Consider the following 20,830-nt stretch of genomic DNA (forward strand, 5'->3'; position numbering starts at 1 on the left):
CAGAGAATTAAAGGAAGACGAGCCTATGGCAATCGAATTATTGACTCCCTTTACCAAGGTAGAGTTGGAGCCAGAAATCAAGGAGAAAAAACGCAAACAAGTCGGGATTCTAGGGGGAAATTTTAACCCTGTTCACAATGCCCATCTTGTTGTGGCGGACCAAGTACGACAACAGTTGGGGCTGGACCAGGTCCTGCTTATGCCCGAATACCAACCACCTCATGTAGATAAAAAGGAAACCATCCCCGAGCACCACCGTCTCAAGATGCTTGAGTTGGCGATTGAGGGGATTGAAGGCTTAGCCATTGAAACTATTGAGCTGGAGCGCAAGGGCATTTCTTACACCTACGACACTATGAAGATTTTGACAGAGCAACATCCAGATACGGATTATTACTTCATTATCGGGGCTGATATGGTGGACTATCTGCCTAAGTGGTACCGAATTGATGAGCTGGTCGACATGGTTCAGTTTGTAGGGGTTCAGCGTCCGCGCTACAAGGCAGGGACTTCCTATCCAGTTATCTGGGTGGATGTGCCTCTCATGGACATCTCGTCCAGCATGGTGCGTGACTTCATTGCTCAAGGTCGGAAACCTAACTTTCTCCTACCTCATCCAGTGCTAGACTACATCGAGAAGGAGGGGCTTTACTGATGGCATACCAAGACTATATCAACTGTTCCCGAGAGGCTTTGTTGGAAAAAATGGCAGAGCTTCTACCTGAAAAACGGTTAACCCATTGTTTGGGGGTGGAGCGTGCAGCCATAGAGTTAGCGGAGAGATTTGGAGTCGATACCGAGAAAGCGGGTCTAGCAGGCCTTCTTCATGATTATGCTAAAAAGCTGTCAGATCAGGAATTTCTAGACTTGATTGACCGTTACCAATTAAACCCTGACCTCAAAAACTGGGGCAATAATGTCTGGCATGGGATGGTTGGTATCTACAAGATTCAGGAAGATTTGGATTTGCATGATCCAGAAATCCTGCGAGCTATTGAAATTCATACAGTCGGGGCTGACCAGATGACTGATCTTGATAAGGTTATATACGTTGCAGACTATATCGAGCATAACCGCGCCTTTCCAGGAGTGGATCAGGCGCGTGAAATTGCTGAGCTATCGCTCAATAAGGCAGTGGCCTACGAAACAGCTCGTACCGTGGAGCATCTAGCTCATCAGGGATTCCCCATCTATCCCCAAACCCTTGAAACCTATAACGCCTTTGTGCACTATTTGAAAGAGGACTAAATGAACGAAAAAGAATTACTAGAACTAGTCGTGAAAGCGGCTGATGAGAAACGTGCGGAGGATATCCTCGCACTTGATGTACAAGATTTGACCAGCGTGACGGACTACTTTGTCATCACGAGCTCAATGAATAGCCGCCAGTTGGACGCTATCGCAGATAATATCCGTGAAAAAGTAGCGGAAGCAGGCTTTAAAGGCAGCCATGTTGAAGGTGATGCAGCAGGAGGCTGGGTTTTGCTAGACCTCGGTGGTGTCGTTGTGCATATCTTCTCAGAAGAAATGCGTGCCCATTATAACCTAGAAAAACTATGGCATGAGGCGAGCTCAATAGACATTTCAGAAGCCTTAGCATAGGATATGAACTCAGTTGCAGTCAACTGGGTTTTATTTGCTTATTTTAGAAAAAATGGATAGAAAGGTGAGGGCGTCGTGTTTTGTTCATCTCGAAACTGAACACGAGCTAAAAGCTGCGAGAAAAAGAGTAACTTCCTTTGTATCTGACGATACAGCAGAAAGTTTCCTATTTTCTCCTTGCTTTTAACGCTCTTTGTATCTTAGAAAGGATTTGAACCCGTCCTGTAATCGTCGGAAAATAGATAGCCTTCCTTGGAGCTCGGCTCCATCGTCAAGCTCCTAATTTTCATTCCGATTACGGGCGGACTTGGTATCATGAATATGGCTACTTATGAAACCTTTGCGGCGGTCTATGATGCGGTCATGGATGATAGTTTATACGATAAATGGACGGATTTTTCCCTCCGTCATTTGCCAAAGACCAAAGAGAGAAAGAAACTCTTGGAATTGGCTTGTGGAACAGGTATCCAGTCTGTCCGCTTTTCTCAGGCTGGTTTTGATGTGACAGGACTTGACTTGAGCGCGGATATGCTGAAGATTGCGGAGAAGAGAGCAACATCTGCCAAGCAAAAGATTGATTTTATTGAAGGCAATATGCTGGACTTATCCAAGGCTGGTAAGTACGACTTTGTTACGTGTTACTCTGACTCTATCTGCTACATGCAGGATGAGGTAGAGGTAGGAGACGTCTTTAAGGAAGTGTATAATGCCCTCAATGAAGACGGAGTATTCATCTTTGACGTGCATTCGACCTACCAAACAGATGAGGTTTTTCCAGGCTATTCTTACCATGAAAATGCGGAAGATTTTGCCATGCTTTGGGACACCTATGAGGATGAAGCACCTCACTCCATCGTGCATGAGTTGACCTTCTTTATCAAGGAGGCTGACGGTTCCTTTAGTCGCCACGATGAAGTGCATGAGGAGCGGACCTATGAGGTCTTGACCTATGATATATTGCTGGAACAGGCTGGTTTCAAGTTCTTCAAACTCTATGCGGACTTTGAGGACAAGGAGCCGACAGAAACCAGCACCCGTTGGTTTTTTGTCGCGCAGAAGTAGGAGAACATCATGACCATCACAGGTATTATCGCGGAGTTCAATCCTTTCCATAATGGGCACAAATACTTGCTTGAGCAGGCGAAGGGACTGAAAATCGTTGCCATGTCTGGGAATTTCATGCAGCGTGGAGAACCTTCTATAGTGGACAAGTGGACACGGGCTCAGATGGCGCTGGAAAATGGAGCAGATCTGGTAGTGGAATTGCCCTTTTTAGTCAGTGTTCAGGCGGCAGATTTCTTTGGCCAAGGAGCTGTGGATATCTTGGTTCGCTTGGGTATTGATACTCTAGCTTTTGGGACAGAGGAAGTTTTGGATTATCAGAAAATTGCTGACTTATACACAGAGCAAGGTAGAGAGATGGAGAATTTTGTGGATAATCTGCCTGATTCCCTCTCCTATCCCCAGAAAACCCAAACCATGTGGAAGGAATTTGCAGGTCTTGATTTCTCTGGCAATACGCCCAATCATGTTCTAGCTTTGGCCTATGCCAAGGCGGTTGCGGGACGTAGAATCAAACTCCATCCGATTCAGCGTCAAGGAGCTGGCTATCATTCTGTGGACAAGGAAGTGGACTTTGCCTCGGCAACAGCCCTCCGTCAGCACCAATCAGACAAAGATTTTTTAGAACGCTTTATGCCCTCTGTTGCCCTCTTTGAGCAAGCGAGTAAGGTGAGTTGGGATGACTATTTTCCATTTCTCCGCTATCAAATCTTGTCAAATCCAGACCTGACCACCATCTATCAGGTCAATCAAGAAATGGCGGTGCGTATCAAGGATGCCATCAAGATAGCCCAGTCTGTGGAGGAATTGGTCGAGGCAGTTGTCACTAAACGTTACACAAAAGCGCGTGTCAGACGCCTCTTGACCTATATCTTGGTGCAGGTCAGAGAAAGTGACTTGCCAGAAGCCATTCATGTCCTTGGTTTTACTGAAAAAGGCAGACAACACCTCAAGTCTCTGAAAGAACAGGTCCATCTAGTCAGCCGAATTGGCAAAGAACCTTGGGATGCTATGACTCAAAAGGCAGACCAGATTTACCAACTAGGACACCCAAGCATCGTAGAGCAGAATTTCGGCAGAGTCCCGATTAGGATAGAAACAAACTAAGTCTACTGAAAGGTAGGCTTTTTTATTATATGTTTTAATGAAAATGTCATTTTTAAGAGTTAGAAAGTTTGTTTTGTGATTTCAGAACTTTCTTCTAAAATTCACACAAAACTCTTCAATTTGGGTTTGTGAAAATTGTTTTTTTATGATAGAATATTAAGGAATGTATGTCATTCGATAAACAAATTTAATGAGGTAAAAACATGGAAATCATGACACTTGCGATTGCTGTTTTTGCCGTCATCATTGGTTTAGTCATTGGATATGTCAGCATCTCAGCTAAGATGAAATCATCTCAAGAGGCTGCAGAGTTGATGCTTCTAAATGCTGAACAAGAAGCAACTAATTTACGAGGACAAGCTGAGCGCGAAGCGGATTTATTACTAAATGAAGCCAAGAGCGAAAGCAAGTCTCTTAAAAAAGAAGCACTATTGGAGGCCAAAGAGGAAGCCAGAAAATACCGTGAAGAAGTGGACGCTGAATTTAAGTCAGAACGTCAGGAGCTCAAGCAAATTGAAAGTCGTTTGACAGAGAGAGCTACGAGCCTTGACCGTAAGGACGACAATTTGACGAACAAAGAAAAAACACTTGAACAAAAAGAACAAAGTATTTCTGATAGAGCAAAAAACCTTGATGCACGTGAAGAGCAATTAGAGGAAGTCGAAAGACAAAAAGAAGCTGAACTTGAACGTATCGGTTCCCTTTCCCAAACTGAGGCTCGAGATATTATCTTGGCTCAGACGGAGGAAAACTTGACCAAGGAAATTGCTAGCCGCATTCGTGAGGCTGAGCAAGAAGTCAAGGAACGTTCAGACAAGATTGCGAAAGATATCTTGGTTCAGGCTATGCAGCGTATCGCTGGTGAGTATGTAGCGGAGTCAACAAACTCTACAGTTCATCTACCAGACGATACCATGAAAGGACGCATTATCGGTCGTGAAGGACGCAATATTCGTACCTTTGAAAGTTTGACAGGGGTAGATGTCATCATCGACGATACACCGGAAGTGGTGACCTTGTCAGGATTTGATCCGATTCGTCGTGAAATTGCTCGTATGACCATGGAAATGTTGCTCAAGGATGGCCGCATCCACCCAGCTCGTATCGAGGAGTTGGTGGAGAAAAACCGTCAAGAGATTGACAATAAAATCCGTGAATATGGTGAGGCTGCTGCTTACGAGATTGGTGCGCCAAACCTCCATCCAGACTTGATGAAGATCATGGGACGCTTGCAGTTCCGTACTTCTTATGGACAAAATGTCTTGCGTCATTCGATTGAGGTTGCTAAGTTATCTGGTATCATTGCGAGTGAACTTGGTGAAAATGCAGCTCTTGCCCGTCGTGCTGGATTCCTTCATGACATCGGGAAAGCTATTGACCGCGAGGTTGAAGGTAGCCACGTTGAGATTGGTACAGAGTTGGCACGCAAGTACAAGGAACACCCAGTTGTGGTGAATACGATTGCTAGCCACCACGGCGATGTGGAAGCCGAAAGCGTCATTGCAGTGATCGTTGCTGCAGCAGATGCCTTGAGTGCAGCGCGTCCAGGTGCTCGTAGTGAATCTCTTGAAAGCTACATCAAGCGTCTCCATGATTTGGAAGAAATCGCCAATGGCTTTGAAGGAGTGCAAAATAGCTTTGCCCTTCAAGCAGGACGTGAAATCCGTATCATGGTTAATCCAGGACAAATCAAGGACGACAAAGTCACAATCTTGGCTCACAAAGTTCGTGAGAAAATTGAAAACAATCTCGATTACCCAGGAAATATCAAGGTAACCGTGATTCGCGAACTTCGTGCAGTAGATTATGCTAAATAAATAAGAAAGAGCAGTTGAAATATTACTGCTTTTTTGTTACACTAGATAGAAAGACTGTAGAAGGATAACTGACGTGATCATCAGTATCCGAGAGAAATTTCACTTTATTTCACAGACTAACTAAAGGAGACATAATGGCAGACCGAGGCTTGCTAATCGTTTTTTCTGGTCCTTCAGGAGTTGGGAAAGGAACGGTTAGAAGAGAGATTTTTGAGAGTTCTGAGAATCAATTTCAATACTCTGTATCGATGACGACGCGTGCACAACGTCCTGGTGAAGTGGACGGAGTGGACTATTTCTTCCGTACTCGTGAAGAGTTTGAAGAGCTGATCCGTCAAGGTCAGATGTTGGAATATGCAGAATATGTCGGTAACTACTATGGAACTCCTCTGACCTATGTCAATGAAACTCTGGACAAGGGAATCGATGTCTTTCTTGAGATTGAAGTGCAGGGAGCCCTTCAGGTTAAGAAAAAAGTTCCAGATGCTGTCTTTATCTTTTTAACGCCACCAGATTTGGATGAATTGCAAGATCGTTTGGTAGGTCGTGGAACAGATAGCGCTGAAGTGATTGCCCAACGAATCGAAAAAGCCAAGGAAGAAATTGCTCTCATGCGTGAGTATGATTATGCCATTGTCAACGATCAGGTGCCCCTCGCTGCTGAACGTGTCAAGCGTGTAATCGAAGCAGAACACTTCCGTGTGGACCGTGTCATTGGTCACTACCAGGAGATGTTGCCAAAATCTCCAACTACTCGATAAACTATAGGAAACAGGTACAAGCAAATGATGTTAAAACCCTCTATCGATACCTTGCTGGACAAGGTACCATCAAAATATTCACTCGTAATCTTGGAAGCAAAGCGTGCCCACGAACTAGAAGCTGGTGCGCCAGCAACTCAAGAGTTTAAGTCTGAAAAATCAACTCTTCGTGCTTTGGAAGAAATCGAGTCAGGAAATGTAACCATTCACCCAGATCCAGAAGGAAAACGTGAAGCAGTTCGTCTCCGTATCGAAGAAGAAAAACGCCGCAGAGAAGAAGAAGAAAAGAAAATCAAAGAGCAAATCGCTAAAGAAAAAGAAGATGGTGAAAAAATTTAAGGTTGGGGGGACTCAATCTTATTTTTTCTATTGCAAGAATTTACTGACAAGAAGGAGGTGAGAAGATGGCTATCGCAAAGATTATCGTGGATGTTCCCCTAATGCAGACGGACCAGCCATACAGTTACAAGGTCCCTGAGGAATTTGTAGAGATGCTGGAAGTCGGTATGCGGGTCCATGTCCCCTTCGGCAAAGGCAATCGTTTGATCCAAGGGATTGTGCTAGGATTGGAGTCCCAGTCGGATGAAGAAGTGACAGATGAGGACTTGAAAGAGATTGCGGAGGTGCTAGACTTTTCTCCCGTCTTGACCCAGGAGCAACTCTGGCTGGCTGAGGAATTACGTAAGTCTGTCTTTTCTTACAAAATCTCCATCCTAAAAGCCATGCTTCCAGGATTTTTAAACTCCAGCTATGATAAGATTCTCTATCCTTTAGAAGTCCTAAGTCAGGCAGACAAAGAGCGTTTGTTTGGTTCAGAAGATTCGCTCGCCTTTTCTTCTTTAGACCTTGCCAAGCAAGCTGAAATGATGCGCTTGACCAGAAAAGGGTTGCTCCGTCTGGAGTACCAGGCTGTTGATCAGAAGAAGGTCAAGACCCAATCTTGGTATGAGGTCCATGTTGAGCAGTTAGAAGGTGTTGAGATTTCTGCGCGTGCTAAGAAAAAGGCAGAGCTGAGAGACTATTTACTGTCTCGTCCTGAGAGTGCTCCTCTGGCTAGCTTGTTAGAATCCTACTCACGCGAGCAAGTCAATTTCTTTGTGGAGCAAGGAGCTCTAATCCTAGTCCAAAAGGAAGTGCAACGCTCAGCCGCTTATTTTGAAGGCATTGAAGCCAGCCAACCTTTGGAATTGAATCCTGAACAAAGACAGGCGCGTGATGCGGTTGTCAGTGCTATTGGCAGTCAACAGCCTCCATTCCTCCTTCAAGGGATTACAGGAAGTGGGAAAACTGAGGTGTACTTGCAGATTATACAAGGGGCCTTGGATAAGGGTAAGACGGCCATTTTGCTGGTACCTGAGATTTCTCTGACGCCACAAATGACGGAGCGTTTCATTGCTCGTTTTGGCGAGAAAGTGGCCATTCTTCACTCAGGCCTGTCCAATGGTGAAAAGTATGACGAATGGCGCAAGGTTGAGCGTGGCGATGCTCAGGTAGTGGTTGGGGCCAGATCAGCTATCTTTGCTCCTCTGAAAAATCTGGGTGTCATGATTATCGATGAGGAACATGAAGCTAGCTACAAGCAAGACAGCAATCCTCGTTATCATGCCAGAGAGGTCGCCATCTTACGGGCCCAGTACAATCAAGCGGCCCTGGTCCTTGGTTCGGCAACACCGAGCTTAGAGAGCCGTGCGCGGGCTGGAAAAGGTGTCTATCAACACTTACGTCTGACCCAACGGGCCAATCCTTTAGCCACCATTCCTGAGGTTCAAGTGATTGACTTTCGGGACTATATCGGGCAGAATGAGACATCAAACTTTACCCCTCCTTTGCTAGAAGCTATCCAAGACCGTCTGGATAAAAAAGAGCAGGTAGTCCTTATGCTCAACCGTCGGGGCTATTCTAGCTTTGTTATGTGTCGGGAGTGTGGGACGGTAGATAGTTGTCCCAACTGTGACATTTCTCTAACCTTGCACATGGATACCAAGACCATGAACTGCCATTACTGTGGCTTTTCTAAGGGGATTCCTCATGTTTGTCCCAACTGTCAGAGTCGCAGCATTCGCTACTACGGTACAGGGACTCAGAAAGCTTACGATGAGCTGGCAGAGCTCTTTCCTCAGGCTCGCATTCTGCGGATGGATGTGGATACGACCCGCAGGAAGGGTAGTCACCAAGCTCTTCTTGACCAGTTTGGCCGAGGGGAAGCAGATATCTTGTTGGGAACTCAGATGATTGCCAAGGGCTTGGATTTTCCAAATGTGACTCTGGTCGGAGTTCTTAATGCAGATACGGCCTTGAATCTGCCTGATTTCCGTTCTTCTGAGAGAACCTTCCAACTCTTAACTCAGGTGGCTGGTCGTGCAGGTCGAGCGGAAAAAGCTGGTCAGGTCTTGATCCAGTCTTACAATCCTGAGCACTATGCCATTCGTTTTGCCAAGGAACAGGATTATGAAGGTTTTTATGCTTATGAAATGAGTATCAGGCGCCAACTCGGCTATCCGCCTTATTATTTCACTATTGGGATTACCCTCTCTCACAAGAAAGAAGAAGAGGTTGTCAAACGTGTCTATGAGGTCATGGGAATTTTGCGCTCAGGTTTATCGGAAACTAGTAAAATCCTTGGACCAACGCCAAAACCCATTGCCCGTACCCACAACCTTTATCATTACCAGATTTTGATTAAATACCGTTTAGAAGATGAGCTGGGTCCAACCCTCAACCAGGTCTTGGCCTTGACTCAAGAACGTGAAAATAGCGAGCTTCGTCTCAGCATTGACCACGAACCGCAGCAATTTTTATAAGAAGGAGAAGAAATGACAAAACTAATCTTTATGGGGACACCTGATTTTTCAGCGACAGTTTTGAAGGGGTTGTTATCAGACGACCGTTACGAAATTCTAGCTGTTGTGACCCAGCCAGATCGCGCTGTCGGTCGTAAAAAAGTCATCCAAGAAACCCCAGTCAAGCAGGCTGCCAAAGAAGCAGGCCTTCCCATCTACCAACCTGAAAAATTATCTGGAAGCCCAGAGATGGAAGCCATTATGAAGCTAGGGGCGGATGGGATTGTGACCGCTGCTTTTGGGCAGTTCCTCCCAAGTAAACTTCTTGATAGCATGAACTTTGCGGTCAACGTTCACGCTTCCCTCCTTCCAAAACACCGTGGTGGTGCGCCTATCCATTATGCCTTGATTCAAGGGGATGAGGAAGCTGGTGTGACCATTATGGAGATGGTTAAGGAAATGGATGCAGGAGATATGATTTCCCGTCGCAGTATTCCTATCACAGATGAGGATAATGTTGGAACCTTATTTGAGAAATTAGCGATTGTTGGTCGGGACTTGCTTTTGGACACCCTTCCTGGTTATATTGCTGGAGAGATCAAACCTGAACCACAAGATCCTAGTCAAGTCACTTTCTCGCCAAATATTAAGCCAGAAGAAGAGAAACTTGATTGGACTAAAACCAATCGCCAACTCTTCAACCAAATCCGCGGCATGAATCCATGGCCTGTTGCCCACACTTTTCTCAAGGGTGATCGCTTTAAGATTTATGAAGCCCTGCCAGTAGAAGGTCAGGGAAATCCAGGTGAGATCCTCTCTATTGGCAAAAAGGAATTGATTGTCGCAACGGCTGAAGGAGCTCTATCTCTCAAGCAAGTGCAGCCAGCAGGTAAGCCTAAGATGGACATTGCTTCCTTCCTCAACGGAGTGGGACGGACATTGACTGTAGGAGAACGATTTGGTGACTAAAGTAGAAACGGCTAGAAGTCTAGCTCTAGCAGTGCTAGAGGATGTTTTAGTCAACCAAGCATATTCGAATATTGCTTTAAACAAACACCTCAAGGTGAGTCAACTCTCAGTAGCAGATAAGGGTTTGGTGACAGAGATTGTCTACGGTACGGTAGCCCGAAAACTGACTCTGGAATGGTATCTGTCCCACTTTATCCAAGACAGAGACAAGCTAGACCACTGGCTCTATATCCTGCTCCTTCTGAGCGCTTACCAACTTCGGTATCTGGATAAGATTCCTAATCACGCTGTTGTTAATGAAGCGGTAGAGCTAGCCAAAGCCCGTAAAAAAGGCAGTGAGAAATTGGTCAACGCCGTCCTTCGTCGTATCTTAAGAGAAGGCTGGCCAGATATTGACAGCATCAAACGCAAAAACAAGCGTGATTCCATTGCCTATTCTCTCCCAGTTTGGCTAGTATCTAAGCTCAAGGAAGAGTACGGTGAAGAGCGAGCACAAGCCATCTTTAAAAGTCTCTTGGTGCGCAACAAAGCTAGCATCCGGGTGACTGACTTGAGTCGAAAAGAGGAAATCAAAGCCGTGTTAGAGGCGAGTGATTCACCTTTGGCGGCCACTGGTCTGGTCAAGGAGCAAGGCCACTTTGCGGGACATGATTTGTTCGCAGAAGGGGCCATTACCATCCAAGACGAGTCCAGTCAACTGGTTGCTCCGACTCTTGATCTGCAAGGCCATGAGCAGGTTCTGGATGCCTGTGCCGCTCCGGGTGGGAAAACAGCCCATATAGCTTCCTACCTCACATCCGGTAACGTGACAGCTTTGGATCTTTATGATCATAAGTTGGACTTGATCCAAGAAAATGCGGAGCGTTTGGGTGTGGCAGATCGGGTTCAAACACAAAAGTTGGATGCCAGAAAGGTGCATGAGTTTTTCGGTCAGGACTCTTTTGATAAGATTTTGGTAGATGCTCCCTGTTCTGGGATTGGACTTTTACGCCGCAAACCAGACATCAAATACAATAAAGAAACAGCAGATTTCACCTCCTTACAGGAAATTCAGCTGGAAATATTAGGTAGTGTTTGTCAAACACTACGAAAAGGTGGTATAATAACGTATAGTACCTGTACCATTGTCTCTGAGGAGAACTTTCAAGTCGTCGAGGCGTTTTTAGAAAGTCATCCCGAGTTCGAGCAGGTTAAACTAGAACACGAATGTAAAGATATCCTGAAAGATGGCTGTATCCTGATTACTCCTGAATTGTATGGAAGTGATGGATTCTTTATTAGCCAATTTCGCAAGATATCAGAATAGGAAGGAACTGACACAATGGAAATAGCACTATTAACAGATGTTGGTCAGAAACGGACAAATAATCAGGACTATGTCAATCACTTTGTCAACCGAGCAGGACGCACTATGATCATCTTGGCTGACGGGATGGGGGGACACCGTGCAGGAAATATCGCTAGTGAGATGGCGGTCACAGACCTTGGTGTGGCTTGGGTGGATACCCAAATTGATTCAGTCAATGAAGTTCGTGAGTGGTTTGCCCACTACCTGGAGATTGAAAATCAAAAAATTCATCAACTAGGTCAGGACGAAGACTACAGAGGCATGGGAACAACGCTAGAAGCTGTTGCTTTTATTGACAACCAAGCCATCTATGCTCATATTGGAGATTCTCGTATCGGTTTGATTCGTGGAGAAGAATACCACCAGTTGACGAGTGACCATTCCTTGGTCAACGAATTGCTCAAGGCTGGTCAATTGACTCCAGAAGAAGCAGAAACTCACCCTCAAAAGAATATCATTACCCAGTCTATCGGACAAAAAGATGAAATCCAGCCAGATTTTGGGATGATTACACTGGAGTCAGGAGATTATCTCTTGCTCAATAGTGATGGTTTGACCAATATGATTTCGGCAAGTGAGATTTATGATATCGTAACCAGTGATATTTCTCTAGCAGACAAGGCGGCAACCCTCATTCGCTTCGCTAACAATGCAGGAGGTTTAGACAACATTACGGTTGCCCTTGTTTACATGAACGAGGAGGCAGCAGAATGATCCAAATCGGCAAGATTTTTGCCGGGCGGTATCGGATTGTCAAGCAGATTGGTCGAGGAGGCATGGCAGATGTTTACTTGGCCAAGGATTTGATCCTAGACGGGGAAGAAGTGGCAGTGAAGGTCCTGAGGACCAACTACCAGACGGACCCGATTGCTGTGGCACGTTTCCAGCGTGAAGCGAGGGCCATGGCGGATCTGGACCATCCTCATATCGTTCGGATAACAGATATTGGTGAGGAAGATGGTCAACAGTACCTGGCTATGGAATACGTAGCAGGCCTTGACCTCAAGCGTTATATTAAAGAACACTATCCTCTTTCAAATGAAGAAGCGGTTCGGATTATGGGGCAAATCCTCTTGGCAATGCGCTTAGCCCATACTCGAGGAATCGTTCACCGGGATTTGAAACCTCAAAATATCCTCTTGACACCAGACGGCACAGCTAAGGTCACGGACTTTGGGATTGCCGTAGCCTTTGCGGAGACCAGTCTGACCCAGACCAACTCAATGTTAGGCTCTGTTCATTATTTATCACCTGAGCAAGCGCGTGGTTCTAAAGCGACTTTCCAGAGCGATATCTATGCGATGGGGATTATCTTCTATGAAATGCTGACGGGACATATCCCTTATGATGGGGATAGCGCGGTTACGATTGCCCTCCAGCATTTCCAGAAACCACTTCCGTCCGTCATTGCTGAAAACCCATCTGTCCCTCAGGCTTTAGAAAATGTTGTCATCAAGGCAACTGCTAAGAAGCTGTCAGATCGTTATCAGTCTGTTTCGGAAATGTATGTGGACTTGTCAACTAGTTTGTCTTATAATCGTCGGAATGAACCGAAACTGGTCTTTGACGATGCGAGTAAGGCAGACACGAAGACTTTACCTAAAGTTCCACAAAGTACACTGACATCGATTCCTAAAGCTCCGGCGCAGGAAGAACGCCCTCAGCCAAAGAAAGCAACTCAACCAGTCGCTGAGCCAGCACCTGCACCAAAGCCAGCTAAAAAACGGAAGTTTAAGGCTCGCTATATGATTCTTTTAGCTAGCCTTCTATTGGTTGCAGCCTCTTTAATCTGGATTTTGTCAAGAACACCTGCAACAATTCCCATTCCTGACGTAGCTGGACAAACCGTTGCAGAGGCTAAGGAGGCTCTTAAAAAATCCAAGTTTGAAGCCGGTGAAGAAAAGTCAGAAGCCAGCGATACTGTAGCAGAGGGACGTGTTATTCGAACGGATCCTGAAGCTGGTAGCGGCCGAAAAGAAGGAACCAAGGTCAATTTGATAGTTTCTTCTGGTAAGCAATCCTTCCAATTGAGCAATTACGTCGGACGCAAGTATACGGATGTCGTAGCCGAACTCAAGGAGAAGAAGGTTCCTGAAAATATAATCAAGATGGAAGAGGAAGAATCCAATGAAAGCGAACCTGGAACCGTCCTCAGACAGACCCCTGCATCGGGTTCGACTTATGACCTTTCAAAAGCCACTACGATTACCTTAACAGTTGCCAAGAAGGTGACCAGTGTCAGCATGCCGAGCTACATCGGCTCAAGTCTCGAATTTACTAAGAATAATCTGACTCAGATTGTCGGAGTAAAAGAGGCTAATATTGAGGTTATTGAAGTATCGACTGCTCCTGAAGGAACAGCAGAGGGTACGGTTGTAGATCAAACACCAAAAGCTGGTGAAAAGGTTGACCTTGCTAGCACGCGTATCAAGATTTCGATTTACAAACCGAAAACACCACCGTCAACTTCATCCTCTAACCCTGCTCAACGAGGGAACCAGGGTTCTACAACAACACCAAATCAAGGGAACCAACAAGGCAATCAACAAGGCAACAATCCTCCAACGAATCAACCAAACAATGAAGGAACTCACGAGAGTTCTCGAGATTAGATGAATCTTTGTCATGATTTCATGACAAAGATTTTTTTTCACAAGATTTTGTGATAAAATATAGGAAGTAGAAAAAAGGAGGAGAAAATGGACGAATCGAGAGAGTTGAATGCCGTCATTGATGTGATTATGCTAGCAGGAACCATTCTCCTGAAAAGTGGCTCAGAGATTCATCGGGTTGAGGATACTATGATCCGTATTGCCCATTCGCAGGGAATTATGGATTGCAATGTTCTTGCCATGCCCGCAGCTATTTTCTTTTCTATTGAAAATACCAATATTTCTCGGATGAAACGGGTAACCTCATCCTCTTATAACATTGAAAAAGTCTGTGATGTCAACCAAGTATCACGGGAGCTTGTCGGAGGGCAGATTGATCTCTCGACAGCCTTTAAAAAGCTGAAAGAAATCGGCAATCAAACCCTTCCTTATACCAAGTTCCAAGTAACCGTAGCAGCGACTCTCAGTGCCCCTTTCTTCTCGATTATGTTTGGGGGCAATGTCTATGACGCTTTTGGCGCAGCTATTGCGACCTTATTTGGATTTGCCTTCTCTCTCTACGTAGAGAGGTTTGTCCGCATTCCTTTTGTAACGGCCTTTGCGGGTGCCTTTGTTTTCGGATTGATCGCCCAGTTCTGGGCCCGCTACACAGGATTTCCTTCGACGGCAGACCTGATTATAGCAGGAGCGGTCATGCCCTTTGTTCCAGGGATTGCTCTGACAAATGCGGTACGGGATATCATGACCAACCATATCAACTCTGGTATGAGCAAGATGTTTGAATCTTTGCTCATTACCCTCGCTTTAGGGGCCGGCACCTCTGTCGCCCTGGTTTTGATGACTTAAGATGACTCTAACAAGTATTTTGCTCCAAGCAGTGGCGAGTTTACTCGCCATCATCACCTTTCTAATCGTACTGAATGTTCAACGCTCCATGCTCCTACCTGGTGGTATTTTGGGAATGGGCGTTTGGCTCCTCTATCTCGTGCTCAAAGAACCAACCAATGTTATTATTGCGACCTTTATCGCAGCAGTAATTGGCTCTTGCATCAGCCAGATTTTAAGTATTGTCTACAAGACACCAGCGGTGGTCTTTGTCTTGGCTATTCTTGCCCCCTTGGTGCCAGGTTATTTATCCTATCGAACGACAGCTTTCTTTGTGACAGGCGATTACAGTCATGCTATTGCCAGCGCGACTTTGGTAGTTATGTTAGCCCTCGTTATTTCTATTGGAATGGCAAGTGGAACGGTAATTCTAAAGCTTTACTACTACATCCGAAAACAACGAGGAATCTCTTCCTAATGCAGTCAAAGCAAAGACTTGATTTGTTGAATCAAGTCTTTTTTCTCTCTTTTGTCCCTATTTGTGATAAAATAGAATGAAACGATTTTTTACAATGAATGAAAAAACAGAGGTAAATATGACAATCGGTATTGATAAGATTGGTTTTGCGACCAGTCAATATGTCTTGAAATTACAAGACTTAGCAGAAGCGAGGGGAGTTGACCCCGAAAAATTTAGCAAGGGACTCTTGTTAAATGAAATTAGTATTGCACCACTGACTGAGGACATTGTTACCTTGGCTGCTAGTGCCAGCAACTCTATTTTAACAGACAAAGAAAAAGAAGAAATCGATATGGTCATCGTGGCGACCGAGTCAGGGATTGACCAGAGTAAGGCAGCGGCAGTCTTTGTTCATGGCCTGCTAGGCATCCAGCCTTTCGCCCGTAGCTTTGAAATCAAAGAAGCCTGCTATGGAGCGACAGCTGCCCTTCATTATGCTAAATTGCATGTAGAAAATTCTCCAGAGTCTAAGGTTTTGGTCATTGCCAGTGATATTGCCAAGTATGGTGTGGGAACTCCTGGTGAACCAACTCAGGGTGCTGGAAGTGTGGCGATGTTGATCACCCAAAATCCGCGCATCATGGCCTTTAACAATGATAACGTTGCCCAAACGCGTGACATCATGGATTTCTGGCGTCCGAACTATTCAAGCACTCCTTATGTAAACGGCATGTACTCGACCCAACAGTATCTTGATTGCCTGACAACGACTTGGAATGAATACAAGGAACGCTACGATTGGACTATGGATGACTTTGCGGCTATCTGCTTCCACTTGCCTTATCCTAAGTTGGCCCTAAAAGGCTTGCGCAAGATGATGGACAAGACTCTATCTCAGGAGAAGCAGGATAGTTTGCAAGAAAACTTTGACAAATCCATTCTCTACAGTCAGATGATTGGGAATATCTATACAGGTTCCCTCTTCCTCGGTCTCCTCTCCCTTTTGGAAAATGCAGAGACTTTGAAGGCTGGCGATAAAATTGCCCTCTACAGTTACGGAAGTGGCGCGGTTTCAGAGTTCTTTAGTGGTGAATTGGTCGAAGGCTATGAGGCTTACCTTGATAAGGATCGCTTGAGCAAACTCAAACAACGTACAGCATTATCTGTTGCAGACTATGAAAAAGTCTTCTTCGAAGAATTGCAGTTGGATGAGTCTGGCTCAGCCCAATTTGCAGGTTTTGAAAATCAAGACTATGCCTTGGTTGAAATTATCGACCACCAACGCCGTTATAGCAAGGTTGAAAAATAATGAAGATAAGTTGGAATGGATTTTCTAAAAAATCATACCATGAGCGCCTTGAGTTACTGAAAGCTCAGGCGCTCCTTAGTCCTGAAAAGCAAACGAGTCTCGAGCAGGATGAACAAGTCAGCTTGGCAGTTGCAGACCAGCTGAGTGAGAATGTAGTGGGAACTTTTTCTCTACCTTATTCCATCATTCCAGAGCTTGTGGTGAATGGTCAGGGCTACACAGTTCCCTATGTGACAGAAGAACCGTCTGTGGTTGCTGCGGCTAGCTATGCTAGTAAAATCATCAAGCGAGCAGGTGGCTTTACTGCTCAAGTACATGAGCGCCAGATGATTGGTCAGGTAGCCCTTTATCAAGTTGCTGAACCTGAAAAAGCGCAAGAGAAGATTTCCAGCAAGAAAGCCGAACTCTTGGAACTTGCCAATCAAGCCTATCCTTCTATCGTCAAACGTGGAGGCGGGGCGCGTGATTTACATGTAGAGCAGATCAAAGGTGAAACAGACTTTCTCGTTGTCTATCTCCATGTCGATACCCAGGAAGCTATGGGAGCCAATATGCTCAACACCATGCTGGAAGCCTTGAAGGCAGTCTTAGAAGAACTCAGTCAAGGACAGAGTCTCATGGGAATTTTGTCCAACTACGCAACCGATTCTCTGGTGACTGCAAGTTGTCGTATCGCCTTTCGCTACTTGAGTCCCCAAAGGGACCAAGGACGAGAAATTGCGGAGAAAATAGCCTTGGCTAGCCAGCTTGCGCAGGCTGATCCTTACCGAGCAGCTACTCATAATAAAGGGATTTTTAACGGTATCGATGCCATTTTAATCGCCACGGGTAATGACTGGCGTGCCATCGAAGCTGGGGCCCATGCCTTTGCCAGTCGAGATGGACGCTATCAAGGTCTCAGTCAATGGACGCTGGACATGGAAAGAGAAGAATTGGTCGGTGAGATGACACTACCCATGCCGGTAGCGACCAAGGGTGGCTCAATCGGACTCAACCCACGTGTAGCCCTCAGTCATGAACTACTGGGAAATCCTTCAGCTAAGGAATTAGCTCAGATTATCGTGTCCATCGGTCTTGCCCAAAACTTTGCGGCCCTCAAAGCCTTGGTCAGTACGGGCATCCAGCAAGGCCACATGAAATTACAGGCCAAATCCTTAGCTCTCCTAGCAGGTGCTAGTGAGTCCGAGGTAGCTCCCCTCGTTGAGCGCCTCATCGCAGATAAAACCTTTAACTTAGAGACAGCCCAGCGCTATCTGAAAAGTTTACGATCATAAAAAACTCAGACGAATTCGTCTGAGTTTTCTTGTGTTTATACTCAATGAAAATCCAAAAGCAAACTAGGAAACTAGCCGCAGGCTGCTCAAAACACTGTTTTGAGGTTGCAGATGGAAGCTGACATGGTTTAAAGAGATTTTCGAAGAGTATTAAATACTTTTTCCTGGTAATAGGGTGACGGGTAAGAAGTAACCAGTTGTCGCTACTTCCTTGCCTTCAATCTTCTGCAAGAGGAGATCGACAGTGAGTTGGGCAATCTCTTTCATAGGTTGCTTAATCGTTGTCAGGTGAGGATAGTAGTTCTCGATAAAGTAAGTTCCATCATAGCCGATGACCTTGAGCTCATCAGGAACAGAAATTCCCAGCTCTTGAGCGATTTTGATCACTAGAATAGCTGTCAAATCATCCGAAGCAAAAATCGCATCTGGTTTCTGATGGGTCAAGATATTCTTGATTTCCATTTCTTTTCGGACGGGAGAAAAGTCACTCGAAACATTGATAATAGGCGCTTTTGGGAGTACAGAGGCAAATCCAGCATGGCGCAGTCCAGTCGGTGAGTTGGAATTGTCATTTCCTGTAATCATGATGATAGACCGAGCGCCTGTCTTGACCAAGGTTTGGGCTGCGAGGACCCCGCCACCGTAGTTATCAGAGGAGACGACAGGGATGTCTGGAGACAAGTTTCGGTCAAAGGAAATGATCGGTGCTGTCACGCGATTGTAGTCTTCGATTCCCAAGTTGTGACTTCCAGAAATGATACCATCGACCTGGTTGGCCTCCAGCATTTCAATGTACTCCCGTTCTTTTTCAGAGTCATGTTCGCTGTTACAGATGATGGTCTTGTAGCCATTCTTGAAGAGTTGGTGTTCCAACTTGTCAATCAACTCCGCATAAAAGACATGACTGATGTTTGGGAAAATGAGTCCAATCAACTTGGCAGATTTTCCTTGGAGGCTTCGAGCCAGATTGTTGGGTTTATAACCCAATTCTCGCATGGCTTCATTGACCTTTTGAATGGTTTTCTCAGATAGATAACCCTTTTTATTGATGACCCGTGAGACGGTAGTGGGGCTGACGCCTGCAAGTTTTGCGACATCAGTTAGTTTTGCGACCATAATCTAATTCATAGTAAGTTCCAGTTGGGTTTCCAGACTTGATCAGGATACCATTTTGGCCCGCATGTGGGAAGACACGACCAGAAAATACTTTTTCTCCTTTATTGATGAAAATTTCAAAGACCGACTTGTCGATGAAGATAGTAGCAGTAGTAGCTTGGTTATTGATAGGGCAAGAACGTGTCGTACCAAATTCTTGGGCGTACTGTTGACCAGCCTGACTACGATCCACTGTCACCTGTCCATTGACAAGGTCAAAGTTGATTGAAAGCCCCTTGCCTTCTTTATCAGCGAGCAAGACAATCTCGCTTTGGCTGTTGGCCTCCAAATTGAGTTCGAGTTCATAGGTGTTATTGGTTTGAGTACGATTTGAGAAGACCTCTTCAGAAGAACGAAGTTCTTTGATGGCTGCGACAGGGTATTGGTAGAGTTTGCCATCTTTGATAGTGAGTTCCTTGACCAATGAAAAGGTTCCTTGGTGGTCAAAACGATCAGATGGGTAAGCTACATCTGGTAAACCAAGCCAGCTGACAGCTAGAGCACGCCCATCAGGAGCGTTGAAGGCTTGAGTTGCATAGGCTTCAAAACCATAGTCTAGATTTTGCAATGGAGACACATCGACCATTTTGGCATTTTCAGGATCAAAGGAAGCCCCGATTTTGTACATGTTTGGATAGATATTATCATAGTCTAGAACAGCCTTATCCAATCCTTGTGGACAGTAGAGAAGGACAGGTTGCTCGCCTGCAAAGACTAGATTTGGACATTCCATCATGTAGGCAGTGCGGTCGTTAGCAAAGTCAAGGTCACCAATCTCTTGCCAGTTGGTGTAGTCATTATCAATAGCCTTGTAGAGACGAACAAAGCCTTTTTTCTCCAAGTCCTGTCCACCCACGATAGTATAATATTGTCCCTTAAAGTTAAAAATTTGTGGGTCACGGAAGTGGTCGGTAGAGTCTGCTGGCTGGTCAATCAAGACCTTGTCAATCTTCGTAATCTTGCCATCTTTTCCCAAAAGAGCACCAACCTGGTATGGGTGACGAATCCAGTTTTCATCACGGACATTCCCTGTATAGAATAGGAACAACTGATCGCCAAACTGCATGGCTGATCCAGAATAGGCCCCGTGGCTATCTAATGGAGTATCTGGCAAAACTTTGACTCCAGTTTCTGTAAAGTGCACTAAATCATCACTTTCAAGCTGCACCCAAGACTTCAACCCATGGGCTGCACCGAAGGGGAAGTTTTGGTAAAAGAGGATCCACTTACCATCAAAATAGGAAAAGCCATTTGGGTCATTGAGAAGCCCCATTTTAGGCTCGACATGGTAATGAGTATGCCATGGAGATTGTGCCATCTTTTCCTTGATTTGCTTGATCTCATCATTAGACCAGTCTTCATAGCGTCTATAACGGCGCTCAGTTGTCCATTCCATTTTATCTTTCCTCCATAAGAGTTCTATTCTATTATTAATAGTAAACGTTTTCGGCAAAAAAAGCAAGTCTTTTATGTTAAAAAAAAGAAAAATATGTCAAACGGTTGCCATAAATCAAGCAAAGGAAATCTAACAAATTTTCACGAAAAAATGAAAGAAAATGTAAATAAAAACCTTGATTCCTCAAGGTTAAAGATATTTTTTTGAGGAAAAAGAGAATTTCCATCAAAAACGAGCAAAAATAATCAGAGAAAAAAGAAAGGAAATAAAAAATCCTGCAAAACGCTTGACATATTTTAGAAACATGATAAAATAATAGTCGTAGGGCGGATAAAATCGCTTTCAAACACTTT

At 45.1% G+C, this 20,830-nt stretch carries 19 protein-coding genes; 17 read left to right on the forward strand and 2 right to left on the reverse strand.

The window, feature by feature from the left end; all coding sequences use genetic code 11:
* Nucleotides 1–25: 25 nt before the first annotated feature.
* The 17 genes from HMPREF2885_RS08105 (at nt 26) to HMPREF2885_RS08185 (ending at nt 17,926) form a co-directional block, all read left to right on the forward strand.
* The gene (locus HMPREF2885_RS08105; RefSeq protein ID WP_070657739.1) at nt 26–655 is read left to right on the forward strand and encodes a nicotinate-nucleotide adenylyltransferase; all 630 of its coding nucleotides are present in this window, start codon (nt 26–28) and stop codon (nt 653–655) included.
* The gene (gene yqeK / locus HMPREF2885_RS08110; RefSeq protein ID WP_070657741.1) at nt 655–1,248 is read left to right on the forward strand and encodes a bis(5'-nucleosyl)-tetraphosphatase (symmetrical) YqeK; all 594 of its coding nucleotides are present in this window, start codon (nt 655–657) and stop codon (nt 1,246–1,248) included. Before HMPREF2885_RS08105 ends, yqeK begins: the two co-directional genes overlap by 1 nt.
* Nucleotides 1,249–1,602 carry a ribosome silencing factor gene (rsfS, locus tag HMPREF2885_RS08115; RefSeq protein ID WP_007517833.1) on the forward strand — a complete coding sequence of 118 codons (354 nt, stop codon included), beginning with the start codon at nt 1,249–1,251 and terminating at the stop codon, nt 1,600–1,602.
* 321 nt (nt 1,603–1,923) lie between these two features.
* Nucleotides 1,924–2,664, forward strand: coding sequence for a class I SAM-dependent DNA methyltransferase (locus HMPREF2885_RS08120; protein WP_070657743.1), 741 nt, complete (start codon nt 1,924–1,926; stop codon nt 2,662–2,664).
* Between the two features lie 9 nt (nt 2,665–2,673).
* Complete coding sequence (locus HMPREF2885_RS08125) at nt 2,674–3,771, forward strand: nucleotidyltransferase (RefSeq protein ID WP_070657745.1); 1,098 nt, start codon at nt 2,674–2,676, stop codon at nt 3,769–3,771.
* Between the two features lie 203 nt (nt 3,772–3,974).
* Nucleotides 3,975–5,588 carry a ribonuclease Y gene (locus tag HMPREF2885_RS08130; protein WP_033606008.1) on the forward strand — a complete coding sequence of 538 codons (1,614 nt, stop codon included), beginning with the start codon at nt 3,975–3,977 and terminating at the stop codon, nt 5,586–5,588.
* Nucleotides 5,589–5,722: 134 nt separating this feature from the next.
* Nucleotides 5,723–6,349: a guanylate kinase gene (gene gmk, locus HMPREF2885_RS08135; protein ID WP_000775041.1), complete on the forward strand. Its 627-nt coding sequence runs from the start codon at nt 5,723–5,725 to the stop codon at nt 6,347–6,349.
* A gap of 24 nt (nt 6,350–6,373) precedes the next feature.
* Nucleotides 6,374–6,688, forward strand: a complete 315-nt coding sequence (rpoZ, locus tag HMPREF2885_RS08140; RefSeq protein ID WP_002875802.1) for a DNA-directed RNA polymerase subunit omega — start codon at nt 6,374–6,376, stop codon at nt 6,686–6,688.
* Nucleotides 6,689–6,753: 65 nt separating this feature from the next.
* Complete coding sequence (locus HMPREF2885_RS08145) at nt 6,754–9,150, forward strand: primosomal protein N' (RefSeq protein WP_070657747.1); 2,397 nt, start codon at nt 6,754–6,756, stop codon at nt 9,148–9,150.
* 12 nt (nt 9,151–9,162) lie between these two features.
* Entirely contained in the window at nt 9,163–10,098 is a 936-nt protein-coding gene (fmt, locus tag HMPREF2885_RS08150; RefSeq protein ID WP_070657749.1) for a methionyl-tRNA formyltransferase, read from the forward strand.
* Nucleotides 10,091–11,404, forward strand: a complete 1,314-nt coding sequence (gene rsmB, locus HMPREF2885_RS08155) for a 16S rRNA (cytosine(967)-C(5))-methyltransferase RsmB (RefSeq protein WP_070657795.1) — start codon at nt 10,091–10,093, stop codon at nt 11,402–11,404. Before fmt ends, rsmB begins: the two co-directional genes overlap by 8 nt.
* Nucleotides 11,405–11,419: 15 nt before the next feature.
* Entirely contained in the window at nt 11,420–12,160 is a 741-nt protein-coding gene (locus tag HMPREF2885_RS08160) for a Stp1/IreP family PP2C-type Ser/Thr phosphatase (protein ID WP_000401530.1), read from the forward strand.
* Nucleotides 12,157–14,058, forward strand: coding sequence for a Stk1 family PASTA domain-containing Ser/Thr kinase (pknB, locus tag HMPREF2885_RS08165; RefSeq protein WP_070657750.1), 1,902 nt, complete (start codon nt 12,157–12,159; stop codon nt 14,056–14,058). The genes HMPREF2885_RS08160 and pknB overlap by 4 nt, the downstream gene beginning before the upstream one ends.
* Before the next feature lie 87 nt (nt 14,059–14,145).
* Nucleotides 14,146–14,904 (forward strand): threonine/serine exporter family protein, encoded by a 759-nt coding sequence (locus HMPREF2885_RS08170; RefSeq protein ID WP_070657751.1) that lies wholly within the window; start codon nt 14,146–14,148, stop codon nt 14,902–14,904.
* A 1-nt stretch (nt 14,905) separates the two neighbouring features.
* Nucleotides 14,906–15,361, forward strand: a complete 456-nt coding sequence (locus HMPREF2885_RS08175) for a threonine/serine exporter family protein (RefSeq protein ID WP_000176902.1) — start codon at nt 14,906–14,908, stop codon at nt 15,359–15,361.
* A gap of 118 nt (nt 15,362–15,479) precedes the next feature.
* Nucleotides 15,480–16,652: a hydroxymethylglutaryl-CoA synthase gene (locus tag HMPREF2885_RS08180; RefSeq protein ID WP_070657797.1), complete on the forward strand. Its 1,173-nt coding sequence runs from the start codon at nt 15,480–15,482 to the stop codon at nt 16,650–16,652.
* Nucleotides 16,652–17,926 (forward strand): hydroxymethylglutaryl-CoA reductase, degradative, encoded by a 1,275-nt coding sequence (locus HMPREF2885_RS08185; RefSeq protein ID WP_049484299.1) that lies wholly within the window; start codon nt 16,652–16,654, stop codon nt 17,924–17,926. The genes HMPREF2885_RS08180 and HMPREF2885_RS08185 overlap by 1 nt, the downstream gene beginning before the upstream one ends.
* A gap of 150 nt (nt 17,927–18,076) precedes the next feature.
* Here HMPREF2885_RS08185 and HMPREF2885_RS08190 read toward each other — a convergent pair whose 3' ends face one another.
* Nucleotides 18,077–19,042 carry a LacI family DNA-binding transcriptional regulator gene (locus tag HMPREF2885_RS08190; RefSeq protein WP_049484301.1) on the reverse strand — a complete coding sequence of 322 codons (966 nt, stop codon included), beginning with the start codon at nt 19,040–19,042 and terminating at the stop codon, nt 18,077–18,079.
* Nucleotides 19,023–20,477, reverse strand: coding sequence for a sucrose-6-phosphate hydrolase (locus HMPREF2885_RS08195; protein ID WP_049484302.1), 1,455 nt, complete (start codon nt 20,475–20,477; stop codon nt 19,023–19,025). The genes HMPREF2885_RS08190 and HMPREF2885_RS08195 overlap by 20 nt, the downstream gene beginning before the upstream one ends.
* Nucleotides 20,478–20,830 lie beyond the last annotated feature (353 nt).

This window comes from Streptococcus sp. HMSC062H02, from assembly GCF_001813005.1.
Lineage (GTDB): Bacteria > Bacillota > Bacilli > Lactobacillales > Streptococcaceae > Streptococcus > Streptococcus oralis_S.

Bases quoted from the DNA above. Each gene is read 5' to 3' on its own strand.
- HMPREF2885_RS08105 (WP_070657739.1), top strand. From the start codon at position 26: ATGGCAATCGAATTATTGACTCCCTTTACCAAGGTAGAGTTGGAGCCA.
- yqeK (WP_070657741.1), top strand. From the start codon at position 655: ATGGCATACCAAGACTATATCAACTGTTCCCGAGAGGCTTTGTTGGAA.
- rsfS (WP_007517833.1), top strand. From the start codon at position 1,249: ATGAACGAAAAAGAATTACTAGAACTAGTCGTGAAAGCGGCTGATGAG.
- HMPREF2885_RS08120 (WP_070657743.1), top strand. From the start codon at position 1,924: ATGGCTACTTATGAAACCTTTGCGGCGGTCTATGATGCGGTCATGGAT.
- HMPREF2885_RS08125 (WP_070657745.1), top strand. From the start codon at position 2,674: ATGACCATCACAGGTATTATCGCGGAGTTCAATCCTTTCCATAATGGG.
- HMPREF2885_RS08130 (WP_033606008.1), top strand. From the start codon at position 3,975: ATGGAAATCATGACACTTGCGATTGCTGTTTTTGCCGTCATCATTGGT.
- gmk (WP_000775041.1), top strand. From the start codon at position 5,723: ATGGCAGACCGAGGCTTGCTAATCGTTTTTTCTGGTCCTTCAGGAGTT.
- rpoZ (WP_002875802.1), top strand. From the start codon at position 6,374: ATGATGTTAAAACCCTCTATCGATACCTTGCTGGACAAGGTACCATCA.
- HMPREF2885_RS08145 (WP_070657747.1), top strand. From the start codon at position 6,754: ATGGCTATCGCAAAGATTATCGTGGATGTTCCCCTAATGCAGACGGAC.
- fmt (WP_070657749.1), top strand. From the start codon at position 9,163: ATGACAAAACTAATCTTTATGGGGACACCTGATTTTTCAGCGACAGTT.
- HMPREF2885_RS08160 (WP_000401530.1), top strand. From the start codon at position 11,420: ATGGAAATAGCACTATTAACAGATGTTGGTCAGAAACGGACAAATAAT.
- pknB (WP_070657750.1), top strand. From the start codon at position 12,157: ATGATCCAAATCGGCAAGATTTTTGCCGGGCGGTATCGGATTGTCAAG.
- HMPREF2885_RS08170 (WP_070657751.1), top strand. From the start codon at position 14,146: ATGGACGAATCGAGAGAGTTGAATGCCGTCATTGATGTGATTATGCTA.
- HMPREF2885_RS08175 (WP_000176902.1), top strand. From the start codon at position 14,906: ATGACTCTAACAAGTATTTTGCTCCAAGCAGTGGCGAGTTTACTCGCC.
- HMPREF2885_RS08180 (WP_070657797.1), top strand. From the start codon at position 15,480: ATGACAATCGGTATTGATAAGATTGGTTTTGCGACCAGTCAATATGTC.
- HMPREF2885_RS08185 (WP_049484299.1), top strand. From the start codon at position 16,652: ATGAAGATAAGTTGGAATGGATTTTCTAAAAAATCATACCATGAGCGC.
- HMPREF2885_RS08190 (WP_049484301.1), bottom strand. From the start codon at position 19,042: ATGGTCGCAAAACTAACTGATGTCGCAAAACTTGCAGGCGTCAGCCCC.
- HMPREF2885_RS08195 (WP_049484302.1), bottom strand. From the start codon at position 20,477: ATGGAATGGACAACTGAGCGCCGTTATAGACGCTATGAAGACTGGTCT.